The sequence below is a fragment of the Cohnella algarum genome (assembly GCF_016937515.1).
GTDB classification, from domain to species: domain Bacteria; phylum Bacillota; class Bacilli; order Paenibacillales; family Paenibacillaceae; genus Cohnella; species Cohnella algarum.
Window position 1 is genome coordinate 972,427 of record NZ_JAFHKM010000002.1, and the last position, 26,232, is coordinate 998,658.

Here is a 26,232-nt window from a genome sequence, read left to right on the forward strand (position 1 = left end):
AAGCCCGTTCCCGCGCGATCATCTTATTTGCATTTCTCCGCATACTCGGCCGTCCACGCGTTCACGCGCTCGAGCTCGGCCGCCGCGCGTCCGATCGCGGCTTCGACCTGAGCGGTCGCGGTGCCGCCGTAAACGTTGCGCGCATTGACGACGTTGTGAGGCTGCAGCACCTCGTAAATGCGGTCGTCGAACAGAGACGAAAACTGCTTGAACTCGTCCAGCGTCAAATCCAGCAGGAATTTGCCGTTCTGGATGCAGTACAGCACCGTTTTGCCGATGACCTCGTGCGCCTGGCGGAACGGCAGCCCTTTGCCGACAAGAAAATCGGCGATATCGGTCGCATTGGAAAAATCGTTGTCGACCGCGCGCCGCATTTGCTCTTTGCGCACCTTCATCGTGGCGATCATCGGCGCGAACAGCTGAAGGGCGCCCTGCAGCGTTTTAACCGTATCGAACATGCCTTCCTTGTCTTCCTGCATGTCCTTGTTGTACGCGAGCGGCAGCGACTTCAGCACGGTCAGCAGCCCGACGAGATTGCCGTACACGCGCCCGGTTTTGCCGCGGACAAGCTCGGGCACGTCCGGGTTTTTCTTTTGCGGCATAATGCTCGAGCCGGTGCAGAACGCGTCGTCCAGCTCGACGAACTGGAACTCCGTGCTCGACCACAACACGAGCTCTTCGCTCAAACGCGACAGATGCGCCATGATCAGCGAAGCGTTGGCAAGAAACTCCACGATAAAATCGCGGTCGCTGACGGCGTCGAGGCTGTTTTCGTACACGCGCCCGAAATTCAGCAGCTTCGCCGTGTACTGGCGGTCGATCGCAAACGTCGTCCCAGCCAGCGCGCCGGCGCCGAGCGGCAGCGTGTCGATCCGCTTGTAGCTGTCCTGGAGCCGTTCGATATCGCGCCCGAACATCGAGACGTACGCCATCAAATGGTGCGCGAACAAAATCGGCTGCGCCCGCTGAAGATGCGTGTAGCCCGGCACGATCGTGTCCAGATTGGCCTTCGCCTGCGAAATGAGCGCATCCTGCAGCTTGGCCAGCAGGTCGACGAATTCGATGACCCGCTTGCGCAAATACAGGTGCATGTCGGTCGCCACCTGGTCGTTGCGGCTGCGTCCCGTGTGCAGCTTGCCGCCGACCGGTCCGATCTCGTCGATGAGCGATTTTTCGATGTTCATGTGGATGTCTTCGTCGGAAATGGAAAACTCCTGCTCGCCCCGCTGAATGCGGTTGCGAACCCTCATCAGGCCTTCCTTGATTTTCTCCACGTCGTCCGCGGACAAAATGCCGCATTTCCCCAACATCGTCACGTGCGCGAGACTGCCCTGGATATCCTCCTCGGCCAGCTCCTTGTCGAACGTAATCGATGCGGTGTATTCTTCCACCAGTTGGTCGGTTTTTTTCGTAAACCGGCCGCCCCACAGCTTGGTCATGGATATTGAAGCTCCCTTCGTCTTCGGTCGGTTGCCTGACGGTTCCGGGCGAATGGCCCGGATAGCGAGCCCTCGCCCCTTGCAAATCCGCCCAAACGGCCTGGCCGCGGCTCCGCCCATGAAAATAACGGTCCTAAACGACCGTTAATTGCCCGATTTAAGGGCCATGCAGCAAATTAACGGCTTAAATCGACCGTTAACGGCCCGATTTTAGGCCGTCGAGCAAAATAACGGTTCAAAGCGACCGTTAATGGCCCTGTTTAAGGCCGTTTAGCGAAATAACGGTCCTTTCGGGCTGTTAATCCTTTATTTTCCCGTTTTTTGGGCTGGTTTGAACCGAATAACGGTCGCAGAATGCCGCTATTCGGGGCAGGTCGTTCCCATGGGCGAAAAAAGGGAAAACGGGAGCCTCGCCGGCGCGATCATGCGCCTGCGCCGCTCCCCCGTTCGCTCAAGGCCGGATTTCCGCAATCCCCGCTTGCGGGTCTCGGGTACCGCCATCTTCGTACCGGCCAAGGCACCTTTCATCTTCATACCGGCCCCGATGCACGGCTAATGTTCGTACCGGCCGACACACAGCTAATGTTCGTACCGGACCGGATACCACCCTAATCCTCGTACCGGCAGATACGACCGCTATCGCGTATCCGCAAAAACTTCGGCTTTCCGCCGCCTCAGCCGTTGTCGACGCCGGAAGCGCCGGTAACGCCGGACGACACTTTGAGCCGCAGCGCGTTCAGACGGATGAAGCCGGTCGCGTCGCCTTGATCGTAGGCTTGCGTCGGGTCGGCCTCCATCGTCGCGATGTGCGGGTTGTACAGGCTGACCGGGCTCTTCAGGCCCGCAGCCATAATGTTGCCTTTATACAGCTTCAGGCGGACGGTGCCGGTGACGTTCTTCTGGCTTTCGGCGACGAGCGCCTGAATGGCCAGTCGCTCCGGCGCGAACCAGAAGCCGTTGTAAACGAGCGACGCGTATTTCGAAATGAGCGAATCGCGCAAATGCATGACGTCGCGGTCCATCGTCAGCGACTCCATCTTGCGGTGCGCCGTAAACAGGATGGTGCCGCCCGGCGTTTCGTACACGCCGCGGCTTTTCATGCCGACGAAGCGGTTCTCGACCATGTCGACGCGGCCGATGCCGTGCTTGCCGCCGAGCTCGTTCAATTTTTCCATGACGGCCAGCGGGCTGAGCTTTTCGCCGTTGATTGCGACGCAGTTGCCGGCCTCGAAATCAAGCTCGACGTATTCGGCTTGATCCGGCGCTTGCTCCGGCGAGACGCTGAGCACGTACATGTCCTGAACGTCCGGCGCGCTCGCGTCGAACCACGGATCTTCGAGCATGCCGCTTTCGAAGCTGATGTGCAGCAGGTTGCGGTCCATCGAGTACGGCTTGGCCGCGGATGCCTGCACGTTGATGCCGTGCTTTTCGGCGTAGGCGATCATTTCGGCGCGGCCCGGGAACGCTTCCCGGAACGCCTCGTCGCGCCACGGCGCGATCACTTTGATGTCCGGCGCGAGCGCCGCCGCGGTCAGCTCGAAGCGCACCTGGTCGTTGCCCTTGCCTGTCGCGCCGTGCGCGATGGCCGTCGCGCCTTCGGCGCGGGCGATTTCGACCATGCGCTTGGCGATCAGCGGACGGGCGATGCTGGTGCCGAGCAGATATTGGCCTTCATACAGCGCCCCCGCCTGAAACATCGGGAAGATGAAGTCTTTGGCGAATTCGGCGCGCAAGTCGTCGATGTAGACTTTGGAAGCGCCGGTCTGGATCGCTTTTTCCTCCAGTCCGTCCAGTTCTTCCTTTTGGCCGATATCGGCCGTGAACGTAATGATTTCGGCGTCGTACGTCTCTTTCAGCCACGTCAAGATGACGGACGTGTCGAGACCGCCGGAGTATGCCAGTACGATTTTTTCCTTTGCCATGTCGGGTACCGCTCCTTCTTTTAACTAACGCATGTCTCTTATTATATAGCTTGCGCAGGGGAAGCCGCCAGATTCGGAAATGAATTCCTTGTCCGGCGGCTCCTCGCGTCGACCTTTTACATGATGGCGGCCATGATCGCCTTTTGCGCGTGCAGGCGGTTTTCCGCCTCGTCGAAAATAACGGAGTTCGGACCGTCGATGACGCCTTCGGTCACTTCTTCTCCGCGGTGCGCGGGAAGGCAGTGCATGAACAGGTAGTCCTTCTTCGCGAACTGGACGAGCTGTTCGTTCACCTGGTAATTTTGGAAGGCGCGTTCCCGATCCTTCTGCTCCTCTTCGAAGCCCATGCTCGCCCATACGTCCGTGTAAATGACGTCGGCTCCTTCGACCGCTTCCCGGGGATCGCGCACGATGTCGACCCGTCCCCCGTGCTCGCCGGCGAAATCGCGGGCGAGCTTCACCTGTTCCGCGTCCGGCTCGTAGCCTTCCGGCGACGCGCTGGCAAAATGCATCCCGAGCTTGCTGGCGCCGATCATGAGCGAGTGCAGCATGTTGTTGCCGTCCCCGATGTAAGCGACTTTCAGCCCTTCGAGGCGTCCCTTTTTCTCCAGAACCGTCTGGTAATCCGCCAGCGCCTGGCACGGATGGGACTGGTCGGACAGCGCGTTGATGACCGGAACGGTCGCGCTGCGCGCCAGCTCCACCACGTTGCGGTGGCCGAACGTCCGGATGATGATGCCGTCAAGATAACGGGACATCGTCATCGCCGTATCCCGGATCGTCTCGCCGCGCCCCATCTGGATGTCGTTGCGGCTTAAGAACAGCGCCTGGCCGCCCAGCTGGTACATGCCGACTTCGAACGAAACCCGGGTCCGGGTGGACGATTTTTCGAAAATCATCCCGAGCGACTTGCCCTTGAGCGGCTGATACACTTCTCCTGCCTTGAGCTTGCGCTTCAGTTCGATGGCGAAATCGATCAAATACCGGATTTCTTCGGCCGAGCAATCGACAAGCCCGAGAAAATCCCGGCCTTTGAGGCCGGCGGCCAGTTCTTCCGTTTTTGCGGCTGGTTGCACGTTCAACCCCTCCTTCTCTATCGTAAAGTTTAAGCGTAAAAAGTCCGTATTTATTCGGCGGCAGGCTTGACGGCGGCCCGCTCCTTCAAAACGGCGGCGATCAGGCCGACCGCTTCCTCGATTTCTTCCGAAGTCACGAGCAGGTTCGGCAGCAGCCGGATCACGTTCGGACCGGCCACGATGACGAGCAGCCCGCGGCGCTGCAGTTCGCCGACGGCGTCCGCGACGGGACCGTCGCAGGCGATGCCGACGAGCAGCCCCTTGCCGCGAACTTCGAGCACGCCCGGCACGCCGTCAAGCGCGTCGCGGAGCTTGCCCATCAGGAGCTCGCCTGCGACGGCCGCCCGTTCGGGCGCCTGCTCGATCAGCATCGTCTCGACCGTGGCGGCGACCGCCGCCATGGCGATCGGCGTCCCGCCGAACGTCGAGCCGTGCGAGCCGGCGTTAAATGCCGGAATCAGCGGCGCCTTGGCCAGCATCGCCCCGACCGGGAATCCGCTGCCGAGCCCTTTGGCCAGCGTGAAAATATCCGGCTCCACCCCGTAATGCTGGTACGAGAACAGCTTGCCCGTGCGGCCCATGCCGGTCTGGATTTCGTCGAGGATGAGCAACAATCCGCGGCGGTCGCACAGCTCCCGCACGGAGCGCAGGAACGCCGGATCGACCGGCACGACGCCGCCTTCGGCCTGCACCGTTTCGAGCATGACGGCCGCCGTACGGTCGTTCACCGCCGCTTCGAGCGCCTGCAGATCGTTCAGCGGCACGTGCACGAAGCCTTGCGGCAGCGGCAAAAAGCCTTCCTTGACTTTATCCTGGCCGGTCGCGGTCAGCGTCGCGAGCGTCCGTCCATGGAACGATTGCGCAAAGGTAATGATTTCATGACGCCCGTTCCCGAGCACCTTTTGCTGATAACGGCGGGCCAGCTTGATCGCCGCTTCGTTCGCCTCCGCTCCGCTGTTGCAGAAAAAAACGGCGTCGGCGCAGCTATTGTCCGTCAGCAGCTTGGCCGCTTTTTCCTGGTTCGGGATTTGATACAGGTTGGACACGTGCCACAGCTGATCCAATTGGGCGACAAGCGCCGCCTTCACCCGGTCCGGAACGTGTCCGAGATTCGTAACGGCGATGCCGCTCATAAAATCGAGATATTCTTTGCCCTGATCGTCCCACAGTCGGCTTCCTTTGCCTTTGACGATCGAAATCGGATAGCGGCCGTAAGTCGGGAACAGATGGCTCATGAAAAACACTCCCTTCGCTTGAATGATCAATCCCGTACGATGCGGGTTCCGATGCCGCCTTCGCGAACGGCCCGGCTGAGCACGCGCGGCTCCGCGCCGTCGACGATCAGCACTTCCCGCACGGCGCCGTGCAGGCACTTCATCGCCGCGCGAACCTTCGGAATCATGCCGCCGTAAATGTCCCCGCTCGCGATCATCTCCTCGATGTCCGCGAACGACGCCTGCGGAAGCACGCGCTTTGCGCCGTTTTCCGTCCGCAGGATGCCGGGCACGTCGGTCACGACGATCATCGTGTCGACGCCCAGCCCGCTCGCCACCGCGCCGGCCGCCGTATCCGCGTTAATGTTGAACCGCTGCCCTTCGCCGTTGATCCCGATCGGAGCGATGACCGGCAAATAGCCGAGCCCGATGACGCCCTCGATCAGGCCGGCGTTGACCTCGGTCACGTCGCCGACGAACCCGATCTCGTCCGCGTTCGCGACCGGCTGCGCCCGAATGAGCAAGCCGTCCGTCCCGGACAGGCCGATCGCTTTCGCTCCGTTCTGCTGCAGCTTGCGGACGATTTCCTTGTTGATGCGGCCCGCCAGCACCATTTCCACGACGTCCAGCGTCGCTTCGTCGGTGACGCGCAAGCCGTTCGCGAATCGGCTCTCGATGCCGAGCTTGCCGAGCGTTTCATTGATCGCGGGTCCCCCGCCGTGCACGATGACCGGTTCGGTCCCCGCTTCCTGCAGCTCGCGCAAATCCTCGAAAAAAGCGTCCGGCAGCGCGGCGAGCGTGCTGCCTCCGCATTTCATCACAAAACGTGCCATTTCCGTCCTCCCATCCGGTCAGGTCCGGTAAGCGGCATTGATCCGGACGTAATCGTAAGTCAAATCGCAGCCCCAGGCCACCGCCGACCCGCTTCCGTCGTTCAGCTCGACCCGAATCGCGACCGTGTCGCTGCCCTTCAAATATTCCAGCGCCGCCTCTTCGTCGAACGGAACCGGCCGCGACTGCTCCAGCACGGAAATGTCGCCGAGCCGGATGTCGACCGTATGCACGTTGACCGGCACGCCGGCGCGTCCGACGGCGGCGATGATCCGCCCCCAGTTGGCGTCGGCGCCGAACATCGCCGATTTCACGAGGCTCGAGCCGATAATCGTCTTCGCGATCGCCCGTGCCGATTCGTCGCTCCGCGCGCCCGACACGGTCGTCTCGATCAGCTTCGTCGCCCCTTCGCCGTCGCGGGCGATCGCCTTCGCTAGCTCTTGGCACACATAGCGGAACCCGTCCGCGAACGCTTCCCAGTCGGCATGGCCGCGCGACAGCTCCCGGTTGCCGGCGAGCCCGCTCGCCATGGCGACCAGCATGTCGTTCGTGCTCGTGTCGCCGTCGACCGTAATCATATTGAACGTCGCGTCGGTAACTTCCCGCAGCAGCTCCTGAAGCGCGGAGGCCGGAATCGCGGCGTCCGTCGTCACGAAGCCGAGCATGGTCGCCATGTTCGGATGAATCATTCCGGAGCCTTTGGCCGCTCCCGCGATCGTGACCGCTCGCCCGTCGACGTCAAGCCGGACGCAGGCCGTCTTTTTGACCAGATCGGTCGTCAAAATCGCCTGGCAAAACTCGTCGGCCCCCGCTTCGTCGCCGCTCAGCTTCCCGGGAAGCGCGGCGATGCCGGAAGACACGCGGTCCATTTTCAGCAATTCGCCGATGACGCCGGTGGACGCCACCGCCACCTGGTGCTTGGGAACGCCGAGCGCTTCCGCCAATTCCGCGCGCATCGTCCGGGCATCGTCCTCCCCTTGCTTGCCGGTGCAGGCGTTCGCGTTGCCGCTGTTCACGACGACGGCGCGCAGCGCGCCCTCCTCGGCGAGACTTTCGCGGGTCACCTGCAGCGGCGCCGCCTGAAACAAATTCGTCGTGTACACCGCCGCCGCCGCCGCCGGCACTTCGCAGACGATCGCTCCCAGGTCGTTGCGGTCGGTTTTCTTCAGGCCGCAGTGCAGGCCGCCGGCTTTAAAGCCTTTCGGCGTCGTAACGCCGCCGTCCGGAATGATTTCAAACGTCTTCCCCATGTCGATTCCTGCGCCTCCGTATAACCGTTACGGGTAAACCGGGGTGAATTCGAGCCCCAGCGTTTCGTCCCAGCCCATGATCAGATTCAAGTTTTGAATCGCTTGCCCTGCCGCGCCTTTGACCAGGTTGTCGATGACCGAGATGATCGTGATCCGGCCCGTGCGCGGATCGACGGACATGCCGATGTCGCAATAGTTGGAGCCGTATACTTCCTTGGTCGCCGGATAAACGCCGGTATCGCGCACCCGCACGAATTTGCGTCCTTCGTAGAAGCTCCGGTACAGCCCCGTAAAATCCGCGCTCGTGCGGCCGCGATCCGTCAGCGTCGCGTACATCGTACTCATAATGCCCCGCGTCATCGGCGCGAGGTGCGTCGTGAACGTGACCGCCACCGGCCGTCCTGCCGCGCGGGCAAGCACCATTTCGATTTCCGGCGTATGTTGGTGCTGATTTACCTTGTACGCCTTGAAATTTTCGTTCACTTCCGAAAAATGGGAGCCCAAGGCAAGGCCCCGTCCCGCTCCGGAAACGCCCGTTTTCGAGTCGATGACGATCGTGTCCGGGTCGATCCAACCCGCTTCCACCGCGGGATACAGCCCGAGCGCCGTCGCCGTCGGGAAGCAGCCCGGATTGGAAACGAAATCCGCTCCCGCCGCCTCCTGCCCGAACAGCTCGCACATGCCGTACACCGCCCGATCCAGCTCGGCCTGCGCCGGGGCGTCCTTTTTGTACCAGTGACGGTATGCCTCCGGGTCCTTCAGCCGGAAGTCGCCGGACAGGTCGATCACCTTCAGCCCGGCGGCAAGAAATTGCGGCGCCAGCTTCGCGCTTACGCCGTGCGGCGTCGCGAGAAACACGACATCCGCTTTGTCGCGGATCAGGTCGGGGTCGACGTCGTCCAGCTTGTCCGTGACGATTTCCGTTAAATGGGGAAAAGCCTCCGCGAACGACGATCCCGCGCTCGACGAAGAGACGACCGAGGAAACGGCCGCGCGCGGATGCGCGGCGAGCAGGCGAATCAGCTCAACGCCGCCATAGCCGGTGGAACCGACGATCGCGGCGCGAACGGCAGGGGTTTGTGACATGGCGAGAATCTCCCTTAAGTAAATGTATAATTTCGTTCCGTTGCATAACCGCTAATCGGCTGGACGGACGGATAAGCTTCGCTGTTGGCCGAAAAAACCGAAAAGGCCCGAGCGGTTCAAGCCAAAACCATCCTCATTGTACCGAATTCCGGCAGCGATGTAAAAGCAAAACCGCGTTTATCGCTCCGGCTTATTATTACTGAATTATTATACGCATAATTGTTTTTTTATTCAATGGGTTTAGATCGTTCTTGGTTTGAAATCGTGGCGCGCCATCGCGGATTTGCATTTTGCGAATCCATTGCGGCGGCGGGCTCCGGGTTCGTTTCCCAACCAGCGCTCGCGCCCGAGCCTGCCGGCTGAATCGCCAAAATCCGGGGCATGGAAAGTCGGTTTCTGAAAAGAGGGGGAGGCCGGCCGAACGCCGATTTTGGCGCACTTGCGGGGAGCGGACAGGAAAATTCGTACCGAGTTATGGCGCGAAAGCGGGGGGTACGGCGTTTTTGTTCGAAAAATCATACAAACTCTTGCTCACAACGGGCAAGAACCATGATTTTGTATGAAAAATCATACAATTATCACCTCGAAAGCGGCATATGCGGCATTTTTGTTCGAAAAATCATACAAAATCTTGCTCATAATGGGGAAAAACCATGATTTTGTGTGAAAAATCATACAATGATCACCGCGAAAGCGGCTTATGCGGCATTTTTGTTCGAAACATCATACAAAGGTGCGCAGAGCCGTTAAAAAACGTGGAGACTTTGACCGTTATCGCGCCGAAATTTCCGCAAACCGCGCCCCCGGTCGAAACGGACCGGCGGGCGGCAGCGGCCGGACAAACGGACAAAACGCAGGGCCGGAGCGCCGCACGAAAAACAAGCAGCCGGGCATCGCTTTATCTGCGGCAATGCGAGAAGGGCCCCTTCGGGCCCTCCGCTTTCTTCCGAGTTTATTACCTATCGATAAATTCGACGGCCTGCAGGAATCGCTTCAGCATAACGACCGCTTCCGCGCGCGTGGCGCCTTCCGCCGGGCGAAGCCTGCCGCCGCCATCGCCCTGCAGGAGGCCGGCGCCGGCCGCGCGGGCGACCGCCTCCCTCGCCCAGGCGCCGACGTGCGAGCCGTCGGCAAACGCGGCGAGCGCTTCGTCCGCCGCCGCATCCTCCGCCAGCGGCCGGCCGGCGAAGTCGGCCGCCTTGGCGAGCATCGCGGCCATCTGCTCGCGCGTGATGCCGTCGCCCGGACGGAACGTCCCGTCGGCCGTTCCGCTCGCCAGTTCCGCCGCGGCGGCGGAGGCGACGGCGCCCGCGAACCAGTCCGTCGGCCGGACGTCGCCGAAGCCGCCGGTTCCGTCCGTTTCGGCCAGGCCGAGCGAACGGACGAGCAGCGCCGCGAATTCCGCGCGGGTGATGCTCCGCCCGGGAGCGAATCGCTCCGCGTCCACGCCCAGGACGATGCCTTTGTTCGCCATCGTCTCCGCGTCCTCTCGCGCCCAGTGGCCGGCAAGATCCGCGAACGACCGGTCCGCCGCCGCCGCGATGTAGACGCTGTTGCCCGGCCGCTTGAACGAGGCGACCGTCCGGCCGTCGACGGCGGCGAACAAGGCCGGAACGAACGCCAATTCGCCGGTCGCCGAATCGATCCGGTACACGGAGGCTCGTTTCGGATCGACGCCGCCCTCCAGCGCCAGGCTGCGCTCCGCATACGTGAAGCCGAAGTCCGCAATCTCGACTTCGCGGCCGCCCGCCGCGGCGGCTACCCGATAAGCGACCGGAGCGGACAGGGCGTTCAAGCCGGCCTCGCGGACCCGATCCAGCGCGCGTTCCGCTTCCGTCCCGACGAGCGGACCGAAGCTCACCGCAAGCTCGGCTTCTTCCGGCGGGACGCCGAGACGTCCGGCAAGACCGGCCGGATCGAGCACGGACAGCGGAAGGACATAGCTGCCGTCCGCGACCGCAAAGCGGATCGACGCTTCCGGCGCCGCTGCCGCCGCGGCCAGCGGCAGCACGAACCGGACGCCGCCTTTGACTTCCGGCAGGCGAATTTCAAGCGGATCGCTGCCGCCCTTCAACCCGGCCAGTGCCTTCGCCAGCTGTTCGCCGTCAACCGTCGCGACGGTGACGGCGTTCCCCCGCTCATCCGTTTCGACGGTAAGCTTCGCGATGGAATCGTCGGGCTTATCGGGGAGCGGCACGATCATGACGGGGGGCGTGCCGGGATGGGGACCGGGGCCCTCGCCGCCATGATCGGGGTCTTCGCCTCCGCCGTTTTCACCGCCGTCGCCTCCGCCGTTTTCACCGCCGTCGCCTCCTCCGTTTCCGCCGTCATCGCCGCCGCCGTTTCCACCGCCGTCCCCTCCGTCGTTTTCGCCGCCGTCGCCTCCGCCGTTTCCGCCGTCCCCTCCGCCGCCGTTTCCGCCGTCATCGCCGCCGGTTCGGACGATCGCGAGCGCAATCGTCTTTGTCGCCTGGCTTTTGCGGCCCTGGTCTTTATACCAGTCCTTCGCCAGCGTTTCCGCCGTCGGCTCGATATGCAGGGAAAACTCGTTCGTTCCGATTTCCAGCGGAATATCCTCGACGAAAACGTTGCCCCGGTCGTCCATCGCGCCTTCCGGCAGCGGGCTCCCGTTGATCGTGAACGCGACGCCGTACGGTACGTTCGCCTTCAGATCGAACGTCGCGGCGTCAGTCGAATAAGAGATATCCTCGCCGTAGGAAATGCGCGGCATCGTGACGATCAGCGGCATGTCGACCCAGCGGAGCACGTAGTCGTCGACGACCATTTTGTTGCCGCCCTGATTGCGAATCGTCAGCTTCATGTTCGTTTCCGTGTCGCTGTAGGCGTAATTGCCGCTATCCGCCGTGTCGTTCGGAATCCGGCTATGGCTCGTCAGCGCTTCGGTCGCCCACGTGCCGCGGGTGTACTTGTATTCGATCGTTTTTCCGGCCATCATTTTAAACGCGTACTGCACGACGCTCCGGTCGGTCGCGCCGCTCGGGACCGTAAGCTTGCCGCCGCTTGCGTTCCAGTTGTTCAAGCTGCCGGCGATATAGATCGAATCCGTCGACGGCGTGTAATCCGGCAAATGCAGCCGCATCGTGACGTCGACCATGACGAGCTGCGGCGTCACGCTTTGCTCGTTCGACCAGCTGCGGTTGTAGGCCGCATCGAACGCCGCGATTTTATACGCATAGGACGTGCCGTTGGCGACCGTGTAATCGGTGAAGGAAAGAGCCGTCCGCAGCGTGGCCAGCTTGCGGAACGAGGCTTCGCCCGCCGCCTGGCGGTACACTTCGTAGCCTGCCGTATCCTCGCCCGTCGTCGTCCAGCTCAGCGTTGCCTGCCCGGATTCGACCGTAATTTCGCTTAAGGAAGGCGCGGCCGGGCCGGACGTATCGTCCGCGTCCGCATAAGCCTCGAACGAAGCCGATGCCGAATCCGCGTGCGTCTCCCCGTTGTCCGTCGACACCCGCGCGAAATATTCGTAGACGCCCGGTTCGGTCGGCTCGAACTTTGCCGCGTACCGCTTCGCCCCGCCGTCGTCCGCCTTGTACGCCATCGCCAGCTCCGCCGCCGCTTCGGAATCGCCGGCTTTGGTTACGACGAGCTTCACGTCGAGAGACGGCGCTCCGGTTCCGGCGAACGCGGGATCGTCCGTCAAGCCCTCTACCGTCACCGATACGCCGATTTCCGCCGCGTTGCCGACGCCGACGGTCAGATTTGCGACCGGGTCCGGCGCTCCGACCGCCGTGATCGGGAACGCCGGCGTCGCGGACGCCGTCTCCGAAAGCGGGCTTTCTCCGGCCGCTCCCGCCGCCAGGCGAACCGCCGATACCGCATAGTAATATTTCACGCCGTTGACGACCGTAGCGTCCGTGTACCGCGTATCGGCAACCGTGCCGAGCGGCGTCGCTTCTCCGCCCTCGATCAAGTAGCGGTAAACGCGGTATCCGTCCGCATCCGGCACCCCGTCCCAGCTTAAGTCCACGCTGCCGTTTGCCGCCCGGGCCGTCAAACCGGACGGAGCCTCCACTTGCAGGAGCTCTCCCTCCGACAGCATCATCAGCCCCGTAAGCGCCGGAACGGTCAGGACGATTCGCCCGTTTTCGACCGCGCCGCCGATGCCGCTGCCGAGCCGGTCGCCGAGCACGGTGCCGTCCGGCAAATAGCCGGTAACGTCGGCCGCGATTTCGGCCGCCTCCTCGCCGCCGTTGAGGACGACGAGCGCGCCCTGCGCGTCAGTTTTGCGGGCGTACGCAATGACGTCGCCCTGCGCGTAGGCCAGCTTCAGATCCCCCGCCGAAAAGACGTCGTTCTCGGCCCGGACGGCCGCCGCCGTCCGATACGTATCATACAGCCCGGCATACCGTCCGACTGCCTCGAAGCCGCCGTCGGCCTCCTCGATCCGCTCCCAGGGGAACGTCCGGCGCGAATCGGGGTCCTTCGTGCCGGTGACGCCGACTTCGTCTCCGTAATAAACGGTCGGAGCCCCCGGATACCCCATTTGGAAAATCGCGATCAGCGCCTGCAGCCTGAGCGCCTTGTCGCTCGCCTCCGGGGCGATTTTAAGCTTTTCCTCCTCCCAGGCCGGAAAGTCCAGCTTCGTCAGCGACCGAACCGTATCATGGGAATCGACGAGGTTCAGCATCGCCCGCCACGCTTCCTCCGGGTAATCCTCGCGGATCCGCTCGAGCGCCTCGTGAAACGCCCGCGCGTTGTCCCCGCCGTTGCCGCCGTTGAGCAAAAATGTCTGCAGCGCCTCGCGGAACCGGTAATTCATGACCGAGTCGAACTGATCGCCGAGCAAATAGTGCGTCGCCACGCCCCATTCCTCGCCGAGGATGACCGGATCGTCGATCGGCTTTCCGTTCGCGTCCGTGCGGCCCGCCGCGGATTTGACCGCCTCGCGGAATTTTTGCCAGGTTCCCATGGACACGTCCGGCGCGACGTCGAGCCGCCAGCCGCTCGCCCCCATCCAGAGCCAGCGTTGGGACGCCGCATTTTGCATCGCCCCCGCCGCTTCTTCGTCCGTCTTGCCGTCCAGATCGTCTCCGATCACATGATGGCGGTAATCGACGTTGTTCCATTCGTGCTCGCCGTCCAGCGCCGCCGCGTCGCCTTTCTGCGGCTCTTTCGCGTCCATCGCGGGCAGCGAGTCGAACCCCCACCAGGCTTCATAGCCGTAGCGCGTATGGCCCGAACCCTCGTCCGCGATCGTCTCCTCGCCGATTGTAAACCACGTCGTAAACCCGAAGTCGTCGGGGTACTTGTAGTTTTGTCCGGTAGCTGGGTTGATTTGCGCCGTAAACGAGGCGATCGTCCGCTCCTCCGCTTCCTCCGCGGTCATGCCCGGATGCTCCGCTTTCGTTGTCCAGACTTTCGCCCAGTATTCGTAAGCGCCGATTTCGGGGTATTTTTCATAGCGGTCAAAATAAATCGAATCGTCGCCAACATGGTTGAACACGCCGTCGTTGATGATCCGGATGCCCGCCCGGGCCGCGGCCTTGGCGAAATCTCGGAACGCTTCGTCCGATTTTTTGCGCGTTTCCTCATAATTCAAGCCGGATGCCGGATCGCCCGGCACGTTGTAGACCGGCTCCCCGAACATCGGGTCGAGGTGCTTGTAATCGGTCGCATCGTATTTATGGTTGGAAGCCGCCCAGGCGACCGGATTCAGGTAAACCGCCGTCACGCCGAGCTGCTTCAAATAGTCCAGCTTCTTTTCGATGCCTTGAATGTCGCCGCCGTAAAATTCGTTCGTCCAGATGCCGTCCGATGCGGCATCCGGGTAGTACGGAGCGTTCTCGGGCTTGCCGCGATCCGGATTTTCCGGCACGTCGCTCCATTCGCCCCACACCTGGGACGGAGCCGGATCGTTTTCCGTGCCCCCGTCGAAATATTGCAGCGGCTGTCTTTCGAGGGTTCCGGCGTTTGCCCCGGTTTCCGAGCGGACGCCGCGATAGCCGTCGACCAGCTTGGCGCGATTGTTGGCTTCGTGGCCGTCGAAGAAACGATCCGGAAAAATCTGATAGACGACGGCGTTTTTCATCCAATCCGGCGTTTTGTAGTCGGATGCGTAAACGGTCAGGTTAAACGGCACCGCGCCCTCGGACACCGCTTCTCCCGCTCCGCCGCTCAGGGCGTCATCGCCGTACTCCGCCTTGGTCGCCCCGTCGATCAGCACGAACTTGTAGGTCCAAATGCCGATGCCGGCGAACGCGCTTCGCGGAACGACGACTTCGAAATAATCGAGATCGCCGACCGTTGTCGTTTTTCGCATCGGGTAGTTGGCCGAATTTCCCGCTCCGTCCGTAAGTTCGAGCCGCGCCGTCTGCACGTCGTCCCTCTTGGCCGCAATGCGCAGCGTCAAATCCTGGCTTCCTTGCCGGATCGCGCCGAACGGCTTTTTAAACGTTTCCGATCGGCTGTCGAACAAGATCGCTCCCGTATCGATCCGCCCGTCGTACTTGCCGTCGCCGACCGCGAAGTCGACCGTCAATTTCCGTTCGGCCGCCGAATTGTCGAAGGAGAACGTGACGTCCGCGGCGTCGGAAAGCCTGAATACGGCATTGTTTACTCCGTCTCCGAAGTTGTTGTCGTCGTTCCATTCGGCGCCCAGCACCGCTTTCACTTCGTGAGAACCCGCCGGGAGAGACCGCTGGAGCTTGTAGACGGTGTTGTTGAAGTAATAATCGACGAAAAATTGCTTCGCCTCCCCTGGCGACCACTCCGGTTCTCCGAACAGGGGCTGCGGGGAGCCGACGAGTCGCGGCCATTCGGCCGCCGGCAGCGCCGGATCGTAGATGGCGATGCCGGTCGCCGTCGAGCCTTCCGGCAGCGGCGATATCCGCGCTTCGTGCGTTTCTCCGTTTACGTAAAAGTTTACTTTGGCCGTTTCGCTCAGCGTCAGCTTCAAATTGTCTCCGTCTCCCGGGATGCCGGACGGATAGCTGCCGTTTTTCGTCAGTTTGAATTCGTAGCTGCCCGCATCCAGCACGGCCGAATAAGCGTAAAACTCCCCGGCCAGATGCTTCAAACGCGTCGCCGTCCCGTTCGGCACCCAGTTGCCCGACTCTCCCAACCCCTGCTGAAAGCTGCCGGCAATGACCCACTTCGCCCCGCCTCCGGGCTGCTCTTCGAACGTGTCGGCGATCGGCGAGCCGTCCGGTTCGCCGACCGTCAGCTTGTTGTTGCCGTTCGAAGCCAGCAGCGTACTGGTCGGATCGTTAAAATAAATGTCCTGCGACGAACCGTCCGGGTACGCCGCGCGAATCATATATTTATATTCGTACGTTCCTTCCGGCAGCGCGTCGGTCGTATACCGGAAGACGCCGCCCGTCAGCGTCATCTGCCGCTTCGGATTCCAGTCCGGATCAAAGCTTCCGGCAACCCGCGCCTCAAACGGAAGAAGCAGCGTCCCTTGCGCATCCGCCGTCGCGGTCAAATTGTCTCCGTCCATCCAATTCCCGCCGACGAGCAGCTTATACTCGTATTCGCCGCCGGGCGTCAATTCGTCTATGCGAATATAAGGCAGATTGGCATCGCTTACATAAACGCTTTGCGCGACGCTTGCCGTCCCCCAACCGTTAAAGCTCCCGTTTGCGGAGATGTCCAGCTTTCCGACCGGCAAAACAAAGGTTGCGCTGTCGTCGTCGTTTACGCGCGTCGCTTCGGCCGCCGCCGCAGCCGAAGCCGTCGAATCGCCATTCTGTGCATAGGCGGCCGCCGCCCCGGTCGAATGATTTATGCCATATATTGTGAATGCTGTGGATGAAAATGTGGACGAGATGTTTGTAAAATAGTAAACAGGAGTTATTCCATGTTGATTATGTGGATATTGGGGATAAAAAGCGTGGATAAAACGAATAACAACAGAATTGCGTGAAAATTCGGAGCAAATACACACAGTTTTTGCGATTTTCCTGTGGGCGATGTGGATAATGTGGATGGAATTCGACCGGTTCGGTGTGGATTTTCGAACAATTCTGTGGATATTGTGGATGAGTGGGGATAACTTCTCTCGACAGCTGTCGGCCAAAAAAAATCCCCCCGGCTTCAAAAGCAAGCCGGGGGATTTTCGTAAGCATGCGTACGATCAGGCTTCCGGTTTCCGAATCTGACTCCGCAGGTAGCCGTCGATGAACGCGTCGAGATCGCCGTCCATGACCGCCTGCACGTTGCCCGTTTCCACGTTCGTCCGATGGTCCTTGACCATGCTGTACGGGTGGAAAACGTAGGAGCGGATCTGGCTGCCCCAGGCGATATCCATCTGCTCGCCGCGAATGGCGGCCAGTTCCTTTTGCTGCTCCTGGATCTTCAGCTCGTACAGCTTCGACTGCAGCATTTTCATGGCGCGGTCGCGGTTCTGGATTTGGGAGCGTTCGGTCTGGCACGCGACGACGATGCCCGTCGGAAGGTGCGTAATCCGCACGGCCGACTCGGTCTTGTTGATGTGCTGGCCGCCGGCGCCGCTGGAACGGTACGTATCGACCCGCAAATCTTCCGGGCGAATTTCCACTTCGAGGTCATCCGGAATTTCCGGCACGACGTCGCAGGAAACGAACGACGTATGCCGGCGCCCGGAAGCGTCGAACGGCGAGATGCGGACGAGCCGGTGAACGCCTTTTTCCGCCTTTAAATACCCGTAGGCGTTATAGCCGCGCACCATGATGGTCACGCTCTTGATTCCCGCTTCGTCGCCCGGCAAAAAGTCGAGCACCTCGACCTTGAAGCCCCGCTTCTCGGCCCAGCGCGTGTACATCCGGTACAGCATTTGCGCCCAGTCCTGCGATTCGGTGCCGCCGGCGCCGGGATGCAGCTCGAGGATGGCATGCGACTTGTCGTAGGGCTGATTGAGCAGAAGCTGCAATTCGAAGCTGTCGACTTTGGAGGCGAGCTGGCCGACGTTCGCGACAAATTCGGCCTCCATCGCTTCGTCCGACTCTTCTTCCAAAATCTCCAGCATCGCCTCGAGGTCTTCCTGCTCCGAGGACAACGCTTTGAATTGATCCACGACGCCTTTGATGGCGTTCAATTCGGAGATGACGCCCTGCGCCTTTTCGTTGTCGTCCCAAAAATCGGGCGCGGACATCTTCACTTCAAAGTTCGCGATCATTTCCAGCTTCAGATCTAAGTCAAAGAGACCCCCTGAGTTGCTGGAGTCGCTTCGCGGTTTCGCGAAGGTCTTGCTTGATCGTTCCATCGATGACGGACATGATGAATCACCTCAAGATTTATTCTATGCGGCCGTGGCACATTTTGTATTTTTTCCCGCTGCCGCAAGGGCACGGGTCGTTGCGGCCGACGCGCTCCGCGGTTCCCTTGACCTTCGGCTTCTTGGGCGCCTCTTCGGCCTTGGAATCGACGGCCTGCCCTTCGGCGACGGCCTCGCGCTTCACGTTGCTTTCGACGGTCGCCTTCATGATGTAGAGCGAAATCTCTTCCTCGATCCGCTCGACCATGGCCAGAAACATGTTGTGGCCTTCGAACTGGTATTCGCGCAGCGGGTCGTTGCCGCCGTAGGCGCGAAGGTGGATGCCCTGACGCAGCTGATCCATCGCGTCGATGTGGTCCATCCACTTGCTGTCGACGGCGCGCAGGACGACGACCTTCTCGAATTCGCGCATCGTCTCGACGCCGATTTGCTCCTCGCGCTCGTCGTAAAGCTGTTCGGTTTTGGCGAGGACCACCTCGGCCATTTCGTCCTTTTCCTTGCCCCACAGCTCGTCCTTGTTCAGCCGGTCTTCCGGCAGCAGCGTCTTGTGGAAGTAGGAGACGAGCTCGTCCATCGCCCAGTCTTCGGGAATCTCCTCGTCCGGGCAATGCTTTTCGATGGCGCGCTCCACGACCGACTTGATCATGCCGGACACGATCTCGCGGATGTTGTCCGAGTTGAGAATTTGCCGGCGGTCTCCGTAAATCTTCTCGCGCTGCAGATTGATGACGTCGTCGTACTGCAGGACGATGCGGCGGGCGTCGAAGTTGCTGCCTTCGACCCGCTTCTGGGCGGACTCGATCGCGCGCGTGATGAGCTTGCTTTCGATCGGGGAGTCCTCGTCGAAGCCGAGGCGCTCCATCATGCCCATAATGTTGTCGGCGCCGAACCGGCGCATGAGTTCGTCTTCCATCGACAGGTAAAACTGCGACGAGCCGGGGTCGCCCTGGCGTCCCGCCCGTCCGCGAAGCTGGTTGTCGATCCGGCGGCTTTCATGCCGCTCGGTGCCGATGATGTGCAGGCCGCCGAGCTCCGCAACGCCTTCTCCGAGCAAAATATCGGTGCCGCGGCCCGCCATGTTGGTGGCGATCGTGACCGTGCCGCGCTGGCCGGCGTTGGCGATAATCGCCGCTTCCTCGGCGTGGTACTTCGCGTTCAGCACCTGGTGCTTGATGCCCTTCTTTTTGAGCATTTCGGAAATGCGCTCGGAGTTTTCGATCGACACCGTGCCGACCAGAACCGGCTGGCCGGTTTGGTGACGGGCGGCGATCTCCTCCACGACCGCGCGGAATTTGCCGTTTTGCGATTTGTAGACGACGTCCGGCATATCTTTGCGGATCATTTGACGGTTCGTCGGAATTTGCACGACTTCGAGGTTGTAGATCCGCTTGAACTCTTCTTCCTCGGTCTTCGCCGTGCCGGTCATGCCGGCCAGCTTCCGGTACATCCGGAAGTAGTTCTGGAATGTGATCGTCGCGAGCGTCATGCTCTCGTTTTGAACCTGGAGGCCTTCCTTCGCCTCGATCGCCTGGTGCAGGCCGTCGCTGTAGCGGCGCCCCGCCATCAGGCGGCCGGTGAACTCGTCGACGATAATGACTTCTTCTTCCTGCACGACATAATCGACGTCGCGCCTCATAATATAACGCGCGCGCAGCGCCTGGCTGATATGGTGGTTCAGCAGGACGTGCTCGTGGGAGAACAGGTTATCGATGCCGAATGCCTGCTCCGCCTTCGTCACGCCGGCGTCCGTGAGCGCGATGCTTCGCATTTTCAGGTCGATCGTGTAATCTTCGGTCTCCGTCAGCCGGCTGACGAAACGGTCCGCCGCGTAATAGAGCTGCGTGGACTTTTGCGCTTGGCCGGAAATGATGAGCGGCGTCCGCGCCTCGTCGACGAGAATGGAGTCCACTTCGTCGATGATCGCAAACTGAAGCGGACGTTGAACCATCTGCTCCTTGTATAGAACCATGTTGTCGCGCAAATAGTCGAAGCCGAACTCGTTGTTCGTTCCGTACGTGATGTCGCAGGCATAGGCGCGCTGCTTCTCTTCGTGCGACAGGCCGTTCAGGTTGCAGCCGACCGTCATGCCGAGAAATTCGTATATTTGTCCCATCAGCTGGCTGTCGCGCTGGGCCAGGTAGTCGTTCACGGTCACGACGTGCACGCCCTTGCCGAGCAGCGCGTTCAAATAGACCGGAAGCGTGCCGACCAGCGTTTTGCCTTCGCCGGTTTTCATCTCTGCGATTTTGCCGGAATGAAGCACCATCCCGCCGATCAGTTGCACATCGAAATGCCGCATATTCAGCACGCGCTTGGAAGCTTCCCGCACGACGGCGAACGCTTCGGGCATCACATCGTCCAGGTCTTCCTCTTCCGTCGCCAGACGGTCGCGGAATTCCTGCGTCTTGGCGCGCAGCTGTTCATCCGACAAAGCGGATATCTTCGGCTCCAGGGCGTTGATTTGGTCGACGGTTTTCATTAACCGTTTGACTTCTCTCTCGTTTGCGTCTCCGAAAATCTTTTTTACCAATCCGAGCATAATGAACCCCTTCCCTTTTAGGGTATGGCGTATCCTTTAATTGTAGCAGTTCCATCAGGCCGGGGCAAGAAAAGGAGGCGCGCGGCGGCAAGCAGATTTTGGCGGCGAAGGGGCGCGCCGGGCTCGACACCTGAAAAGGCCAAAAACGTTCATGCCGCGTTGGAGGCCGTCGTGCTAAAACTTCGTTCCGTGTCAAATTTATGTCATATTTCCGGCGGAGTTGCGAAGCTTGAAATTTTCCAACGATGGACCGCTGCCGTCATCATCAAAAAGAGCCTCCCGGGGGCCGAGAGACTCGCTGCATTCGTAAGTATAAGGATCAGGCTTCCGCCTGGATCAAGCCGTACCTGCCGTCGTTGCGGCGGTAGACGACATTCACTTCCTTTGTGTCGATGTTGGAAAAGACATAAAAGTTGTGGCCGACCATATTCATTTGGAGAATCGCTTCCTCCACGTCCATCGGCTTAAAGCTGAAGCTCTTCGTGCGAACGAGCTCGTAACGATCCTCTTCTTCGACGGCCAGCGTGGACACCCCTCCGCTTGCTTCTCCTTCGCGGAAAAGCCCCCGGGTCGTGCCGGTCTGGCGCAGCCTGCGGTTTACTTTCGTTTTGTGCTTGCGAATCTGGCGTTCGAGTTTGTCCACGACCGTGTCGATCGAAGCGTACATATCGTCGCTCTTCTCTTCCGCCCGAAGCAGGACGTTCGTGAGCGGGATCGTGACCTCGATAGCGTGACGTCCTTTGGTTACGCTTAACGTAACGTGGACATCGGATTGGGGAGGCGTTTCAAAATACCGTTCCAGGCGACTCAGCTTCTTTTCGACGTAATCCTTCAAAGCCTCGGTGACTTCCATGCGCTGACCGCGAATATTGTATTTCATTTAGCACTCCTCCTTTGCTGACTTTATTTTAGCATATCGGGCTTAGCCGTTTCAAAGAAAATCGCTTACATTTTCGAATATTTTGAAAACTTGGCTTAGGAAGTGCAAGTCTATGAAAACGAACGGGATTTTCGCTGCGAATTTTTGCAAGCTTAACCAATTGAGTCTCGGCTATCGCCCATACGCACAAAACCCTGGATCGCTCCAGGGTTCCGGGTGGCCGGCAAATCGTTTCGGTCAGCCGACAGTGCTATTTAGCAGGCGCATGAAACGCCTAATCATTACAGTTTAACAACGTTAGCTGCTTGCGGGCCTCTTGCGCCTTGCACAATGTCAAACTCGACGGATTGGCCTTCTTCGAGGGCCTTGTAGCCGTCCATTTGGATAGCGGAGAAATGCACGAATACATCGCCGCCTTGTTCCGTCTCAATGAAGCCGTAACCTTTTTCCGCGTTGAACCATTTTACTTTACCTTGCATTCGCTAAACATTCCCTTCATATTCATTTGACAATGGCGATTTGGCCTAGCCCACAACCCGAATATACATCAGGAAAAGAATGGTGTCAACGAAATTGTTGTAAGCGGTGTCAAAGCGCTTTCTTTTTGGCGTTATTGCCTAAAAATCGCCGCTGCCGTTTGTTGGATAGCTTGGATGACGTCGTTTACGTCTTCGTCCGTCATGGCAGGAAACATCGGCAGGGTCATCGCCGTGCGATAGTAAGCTTCCGCGTTCGGACAGCCTTCCGCCGTATAGCCGAGCTGCTTGTAATAGGGCTGCCGGTAGATCGGAATATAATGGACGTGAACGCCGATATGACGGGCGCGCAACATGTCGAATGCCCGGTCCCGGGCTCCCGGCATCGTCCGTTCGTCCCAGCGAAGCATGTACAGGTGCCAGCTGGAATTCGTATCCGGATGCTGGCGGGGCACGACGAGACCCGGGATGGCGGAAAAAGCTTCGTTATACCGCGCTGCGATCTCCCTGCGTCTTGCGACAAACCCGTCCAGCTTGTCCATCTGGGAGCAGCCGAGCGCCGCCTGCAAATCGGTCATCCGGTAGTTGTAGCCGAGCGTCTGCATTTCGTAATACCAGGGGCCGTCGTTTTGCGTCAGCAGCCTGGGATCCCGCGTCATGCCGTGGTTTCGGAACAGCTGCAGCTTTTCGTAAAGGTCTTCCCTGTCGGTCACGATCATGCCGCCTTCGCCGGTCGTCACGTGCTTGACCGGGTGGAAGCTGAACATCGTCATATCCGCCCATGTTCCGACTTTGCGGCCTTTATAGTCGGCGCCGAGAGAGTGCGCCGCATCCTCGATCAGGATGAGGTTGCGGTCGCGGGCGAGCTTGGCCAGCTTATCCATTTCCGCGGGCTGGCCGGCGAAGTCCACGGCGATAATCGCCTTCGTCTTGTCCGTCAGCCTGGCTGCGACTTGATCGGGGGCCAGATTGTACGTTTGCGGATCGATATCCGCAAACACCGGCGTGCCGCCCTGGTACAGCACGCAGTTGCTGCTCGCCAGAAACGTGATCGGCGTCGTGACGACCTCGTCTCCCGGGCCGATCCCGGCCGCATGGCAGGCGCCGTGGAGCGCCGCCGTGCCGTTGCAGAAGGCAACCGCGTATTTTGCCCCCGCGTAATCCGCCACCTTGCGTTCGAAACGTTCGATCGCCGGACCTTGCGTAATATATTCGCTTCTAAGCGTTCGGACGACCGCCTCGATATCGTCCTCGTCGATCCATTGCTTGCCGTAGGACAGAAAGGTATCCCGCTTGGGGACGTTTGCCGGTATGTTCGCCATCGTTGACGTCTCCTTGAAAATTAACAGTCTGTCACTTCCGCGCCTCAGACCAGATTCGACGTCCGAATCAAGGTCGCCGATCGGCCTGTTTAGATCAAATTCGACGTCCGAATCCAGTCCTCCGTCCGACGGATGCCTTCCTCCAGCGTCACTTCCGGCTTCCAGCCCAAAAGGCGCTCCGCTTTCGCCGAGTTGCAAAGCAGCTTCGGAATTTCGCTTTGCGGATGAATATGCTCGACATGCGCGATCCGGGACTTGTCGCCGACGATCAGCTCGGCCAGGTCGTTAATCGCGATGTCGCGGCCAAGTCCGGCGTTGACGATTTGGCCGTCCGCCGCGTTCGAGTAGCCGGCCTGGACGACAAACCGGGCGCAGTCCTCCACATAGAGAAGGTCGCGCGTTTGCGTACCGTCGCCGTAAATGTTGAGCGTGCGGCCGGACAGCTTGTTTTTGATGAAGATCGCGACGACGCCGCCCTCTCCCCCGGTTTTCTGATATGGCCCGTACGTGTTGAACGGCCGGATCACGACGGTCGGCAGACCGTACGCGTGGTAGTAGGACAGAACCATATTCTCGGCCGCGATCTTGGCTCCCGCGTAAGGCGAGGCCGGCTTGATCGGGTGGCGCTCGTCGATCCCGGCCGGCTCCGTGCAGCGGTCGTATACCATGCAGGTGCTCATGAACACCATTTTGACGCCGTGCTTGCGGCATTGTTCGAGCAGATAGAAGGTGCCGATCGTATCGTTGTTGAACGTCGTCCGCGGATCGTCGATCGAGTCCTGCACGTTGATCGAGGCTCCGAGATGGTAAATGACATTAAAGTTATGCTCCGCAAATAATCGGTCCAGCAGCGGCTCGTCCAGGATCGTGCCTTTGACGAAAGCCTTCAGTCCCGGATGATTTCGGAATTCCTCGAGGTTGACCTCCCTGCCGTTGGACAGGTCGTCCAAAATCCAGACGGAATGCCCGTCTTCGAGCAGCCGCTTGGCTACCCATCTGCCGATAAAACCGGCGCCGCCGGTGAGCAGGATGTTCAAGTTTTGCACTCTCCTTGGTTCTATTATCCGTGTTATCTATGCCGGTCCGTGTCGAGCATGCCACTCTACCCACGCCGGTCCATTTCGAGCATGGCAGAGGCGACCGGGCTCTCCGTCCGGTCCGCCCGGCTTTCGGTAATTTCAAGCGCACGCTTCGACATCTCGAGCAGTTCGCTCGGTGATTCGAGCGCTTTCTCGATGGCACGGGCGTAAGTGTCGGCGTTCGTCTCGGCGCTCTCGCCAAGATAGGCGACTGCGCCCGTTTGAGCTGCGCAGCGCACGCTGGCCGCCTGATTATCCGCGACGACCGTCACGGCCGAAGGCAATCCCAGATAGCACCGCTCCCACATCGCAACGCCCCCGGCGCCCAGCGCGAAATCGGCGGATGCGATGAGTTCGGCCATATTTTCGGCTTGAACGTGCAGTTTCGCATAAGGTCGTTCCGCACACATGGCGGTTACTTCGCCGCGATAAGGATTGGCGGAGCCGATGACCACGTCAGTGTGAAAAGACGGTTCGTCGTCCGCTCGGCGGGCTAGCGCTCGCAGCGCTTTTGCCGTCTCGTTCGTCGGGTCGCTTCCGCCGAAAAAAACGAGAAGCCTTCGCAGGCTGCCGTCTCTTGCCCGCAGCGATTTTCTCGCTTCGTAAAACGACGGTCGCAGCAGCAAATATCCGGGGCCCAACAGCTGCAAGCATTGCGGCGGCAAGAGATCCTTATATCTCGATTCCATGCGCTCGTAAGCGTTCTGGTCGACGAGAATATCGCAAAGGTGCGGCCTGTTGGCCAAGTCGTCGATGACCAGAATGCGATTCGCCAAAGATCCCATTTGAATTTCCCAGTTCCGGTCGATTCCGTAGTGGTCGATAATCAGCCAGGCGATAGGGCTCGCTACTCGCGCCAAAATTTCCTTTGTCATGATCGCATCCGATTCCGGACGAAATTCGTCATCGTTCGAATCGATCCATTCGACGTCATACCCCTTATTTCGAATATATTCGCAAAGATGCCCTTGAAGCCGCCGACAGACAAAAATCGACTCGAAGCCATTAACGCGCAAACTGTCCGCCAAAGCGAGACAGCGCATGACGTGCCCCGATCCGATGAGGGATGAGGCGTCGGTGCGGAAGACGGCGATTTTCGTCATCGTTAGACCACCGGCTTTTGTTCGATATGCGCATTTAGCTGAGCCGCTTCCGGATGGGTATTGAGGAAAGCGACAACATCGGAAGAAGGAATCAGCTTGTTCCCTGGGAAAGCATCCGCAACGGCACGGCAGAGCGCGTAATCTTCCACCGTATCCAGCGTAATTCTCAGCTTCGGAAAACGCAGTGGCTCAGGTACGGGAACGACAGTCCTCGAATATTTCCCCGGAAATTCGTGCGCGTAGTAAGTTACATGCTCGCGATGACGCGGCTCCTGTCCTTCCCTGTCGATCCGCAATAACGCATCGTACGTAAGCACTTCCGCTACAAGACCGCGCGGCAATTCGCCATCCCAAACGACAAGATCCTTCGAAGGGTTGCGCTCCATCGCTTCAATAAACGATTCCGTGAGCTGATAATCGACGAATGGACAGTCGCCGGTTACTCGAACGACGCAATCGGGAGCATAGGGTTTGGCAGCATCAACGTACCGGGACAGCACATCATCTTCCGAACCCCGGAAAAAGCTGACGTTATTCTTTCTACACCATTCCTCCACGGCGTCGTCTTGCGGAAGCGCCGAAGTCGCGACGATAACGTCCGACACGTTTCGTACCTGCTTGCACCGGGAAACGACATAATCCAACACGACGCTATCGCCAAGCGGCATCAGAATTTTACCTGGCAAACGGGAGGAGCCCATGCGTGCTTGGATGATGATGATGGTTTTCATTCAGGCCTCCGAAAGATGGGTAAAGGCTAAAAATATGTACTTTAATCTTTATCGGAACGAAACGGAA

At 60.1% G+C, this 26,232-nt stretch carries 16 protein-coding genes; all 16 read right to left on the reverse strand.

Annotation, left to right across the window (positions count from 1 at the left end):
- Positions 1 to 23: 23 nt before the first annotated feature.
- The 16 genes from argH to JW799_RS04570 all read right to left on the reverse strand — a co-directional run bounded on the left by argH (position 24) and on the right by JW799_RS04570 (position 26,165).
- Positions 24 to 1,439: an argininosuccinate lyase gene (argH, locus tag JW799_RS04495; RefSeq protein ID WP_205428800.1), complete on the reverse strand. Its 1,416-nt coding sequence runs from the start codon at positions 1,437 to 1,439 to the stop codon at positions 24 to 26.
- A gap of 674 nt (positions 1,440 to 2,113) precedes the next feature.
- Positions 2,114 to 3,361 (reverse strand): argininosuccinate synthase, encoded by a 1,248-nt coding sequence (locus JW799_RS04500; RefSeq protein WP_080832483.1) that lies wholly within the window; start codon positions 3,359 to 3,361, stop codon positions 2,114 to 2,116.
- Positions 3,362 to 3,477: 116 nt separating this feature from the next.
- Positions 3,478 to 4,437, reverse strand: a complete 960-nt coding sequence (gene argF / locus JW799_RS04505) for an ornithine carbamoyltransferase (RefSeq protein WP_080832484.1) — start codon at positions 4,435 to 4,437, stop codon at positions 3,478 to 3,480.
- A 50-nt stretch (positions 4,438 to 4,487) separates the two neighbouring features.
- Positions 4,488 to 5,672 carry an acetylornithine transaminase gene (locus tag JW799_RS04510; protein WP_205428803.1) on the reverse strand — a complete coding sequence of 395 codons (1,185 nt, stop codon included), beginning with the start codon at positions 5,670 to 5,672 and terminating at the stop codon, positions 4,488 to 4,490.
- Positions 5,673 to 5,698: 26 nt separating this feature from the next.
- A complete protein-coding gene (gene argB / locus JW799_RS04515; RefSeq protein WP_080832485.1) occupies positions 5,699 to 6,484 on the reverse strand; it encodes an acetylglutamate kinase in 786 nt (261 codons plus the stop codon).
- 18 nt (positions 6,485 to 6,502) lie between these two features.
- The gene (gene argJ, locus JW799_RS04520; RefSeq protein WP_080832486.1) at positions 6,503 to 7,732 is read right to left on the reverse strand and encodes a bifunctional glutamate N-acetyltransferase/amino-acid acetyltransferase ArgJ; all 1,230 of its coding nucleotides are present in this window, start codon (positions 7,730 to 7,732) and stop codon (positions 6,503 to 6,505) included.
- Between the two features lie 27 nt (positions 7,733 to 7,759).
- On the reverse strand, positions 7,760 to 8,818 hold the full coding sequence (argC, locus tag JW799_RS04525; protein ID WP_205428804.1) for an N-acetyl-gamma-glutamyl-phosphate reductase: 1,059 nt from the start codon (positions 8,816 to 8,818) through the stop codon (positions 7,760 to 7,762).
- 955 nt (positions 8,819 to 9,773) lie between these two features.
- On the reverse strand, positions 9,774 to 16,451 hold the full coding sequence (locus tag JW799_RS04530; protein WP_240353145.1) for an alpha-amylase family glycosyl hydrolase: 6,678 nt from the start codon (positions 16,449 to 16,451) through the stop codon (positions 9,774 to 9,776).
- A gap of 465 nt (positions 16,452 to 16,916) precedes the next feature.
- Positions 16,917 to 18,036 (reverse strand): peptide chain release factor 2 gene (gene prfB / locus JW799_RS04535; RefSeq protein WP_139787072.1). Its coding sequence is split into 2 segments (ribosomal slippage): positions 16,917 to 17,957 and positions 17,959 to 18,036, totalling 1,119 coding nucleotides; the frame shifts between segments, so codons are not numbered across the junction.
- Between the two features lie 18 nt (positions 18,037 to 18,054).
- Entirely contained in the window at positions 18,055 to 20,574 is a 2,520-nt protein-coding gene (gene secA / locus JW799_RS04540; protein WP_205428805.1) for a preprotein translocase subunit SecA, read from the reverse strand.
- A 319-nt stretch (positions 20,575 to 20,893) separates the two neighbouring features.
- On the reverse strand, positions 20,894 to 21,454 hold the full coding sequence (hpf, locus tag JW799_RS04545) for a ribosome hibernation-promoting factor, HPF/YfiA family (RefSeq protein WP_080832491.1): 561 nt from the start codon (positions 21,452 to 21,454) through the stop codon (positions 20,894 to 20,896).
- A gap of 281 nt (positions 21,455 to 21,735) precedes the next feature.
- Positions 21,736 to 21,933, reverse strand: coding sequence for a cold shock domain-containing protein (locus JW799_RS04550; RefSeq protein ID WP_080832492.1), 198 nt, complete (start codon positions 21,931 to 21,933; stop codon positions 21,736 to 21,738).
- Between the two features lie 131 nt (positions 21,934 to 22,064).
- A complete protein-coding gene (gene pseC, locus JW799_RS04555; protein WP_205428806.1) occupies positions 22,065 to 23,252 on the reverse strand; it encodes a UDP-4-amino-4,6-dideoxy-N-acetyl-beta-L-altrosamine transaminase in 1,188 nt (395 codons plus the stop codon).
- 89 nt (positions 23,253 to 23,341) lie between these two features.
- Positions 23,342 to 24,289, reverse strand: coding sequence for a dTDP-glucose 4,6-dehydratase (locus JW799_RS04560; RefSeq protein ID WP_205428807.1), 948 nt, complete (start codon positions 24,287 to 24,289; stop codon positions 23,342 to 23,344).
- 65 nt (positions 24,290 to 24,354) lie between these two features.
- Positions 24,355 to 25,434, reverse strand: a complete 1,080-nt coding sequence (gene pseG, locus JW799_RS04565) for a UDP-2,4-diacetamido-2,4,6-trideoxy-beta-L-altropyranose hydrolase (protein WP_205428808.1) — start codon at positions 25,432 to 25,434, stop codon at positions 24,355 to 24,357.
- Positions 25,435 to 25,436: 2 nt separating this feature from the next.
- Positions 25,437 to 26,165 carry a cytidylyltransferase domain-containing protein gene (locus tag JW799_RS04570; RefSeq protein ID WP_205428809.1) on the reverse strand — a complete coding sequence of 243 codons (729 nt, stop codon included), beginning with the start codon at positions 26,163 to 26,165 and terminating at the stop codon, positions 25,437 to 25,439.
- Between the last annotated feature and the right edge of the window lie 67 nt (positions 26,166 to 26,232).

Bases quoted from the DNA above. Each gene is read 5' to 3' on its own strand.
- JW799_RS04550 (WP_080832492.1), bottom strand. From the start codon at position 21,933: ATGCAAGGTAAAGTAAAATGGTTCAACGCGGAAAAAGGTTACGGCTTC.
- pseG (WP_205428808.1), bottom strand. From the start codon at position 25,434: ATGACGAAAATCGCCGTCTTCCGCACCGACGCCTCATCCCTCATCGGA.
- secA (WP_205428805.1), bottom strand. From the start codon at position 20,574: ATGCTCGGATTGGTAAAAAAGATTTTCGGAGACGCAAACGAGAGAGAA.
- argC (WP_205428804.1), bottom strand. From the start codon at position 8,818: ATGTCACAAACCCCTGCCGTTCGCGCCGCGATCGTCGGTTCCACCGGC.
- JW799_RS04500 (WP_080832483.1), bottom strand. From the start codon at position 3,361: ATGGCAAAGGAAAAAATCGTACTGGCATACTCCGGCGGTCTCGACACG.
- JW799_RS04510 (WP_205428803.1), bottom strand. From the start codon at position 5,672: ATGAGCCATCTGTTCCCGACTTACGGCCGCTATCCGATTTCGATCGTC.
- JW799_RS04570 (WP_205428809.1), bottom strand. From the start codon at position 26,165: ATGAAAACCATCATCATCATCCAAGCACGCATGGGCTCCTCCCGTTTG.
- argJ (WP_080832486.1), bottom strand. From the start codon at position 7,732: ATGGGGAAGACGTTTGAAATCATTCCGGACGGCGGCGTTACGACGCCG.
- argH (WP_205428800.1), bottom strand. From the start codon at position 1,439: ATGACCAAGCTGTGGGGCGGCCGGTTTACGAAAAAAACCGACCAACTG.
- argB (WP_080832485.1), bottom strand. From the start codon at position 6,484: ATGGCACGTTTTGTGATGAAATGCGGAGGCAGCACGCTCGCCGCGCTG.
- hpf (WP_080832491.1), bottom strand. From the start codon at position 21,454: ATGAAATACAATATTCGCGGTCAGCGCATGGAAGTCACCGAGGCTTTG.
- pseC (WP_205428806.1), bottom strand. From the start codon at position 23,252: ATGGCGAACATACCGGCAAACGTCCCCAAGCGGGATACCTTTCTGTCC.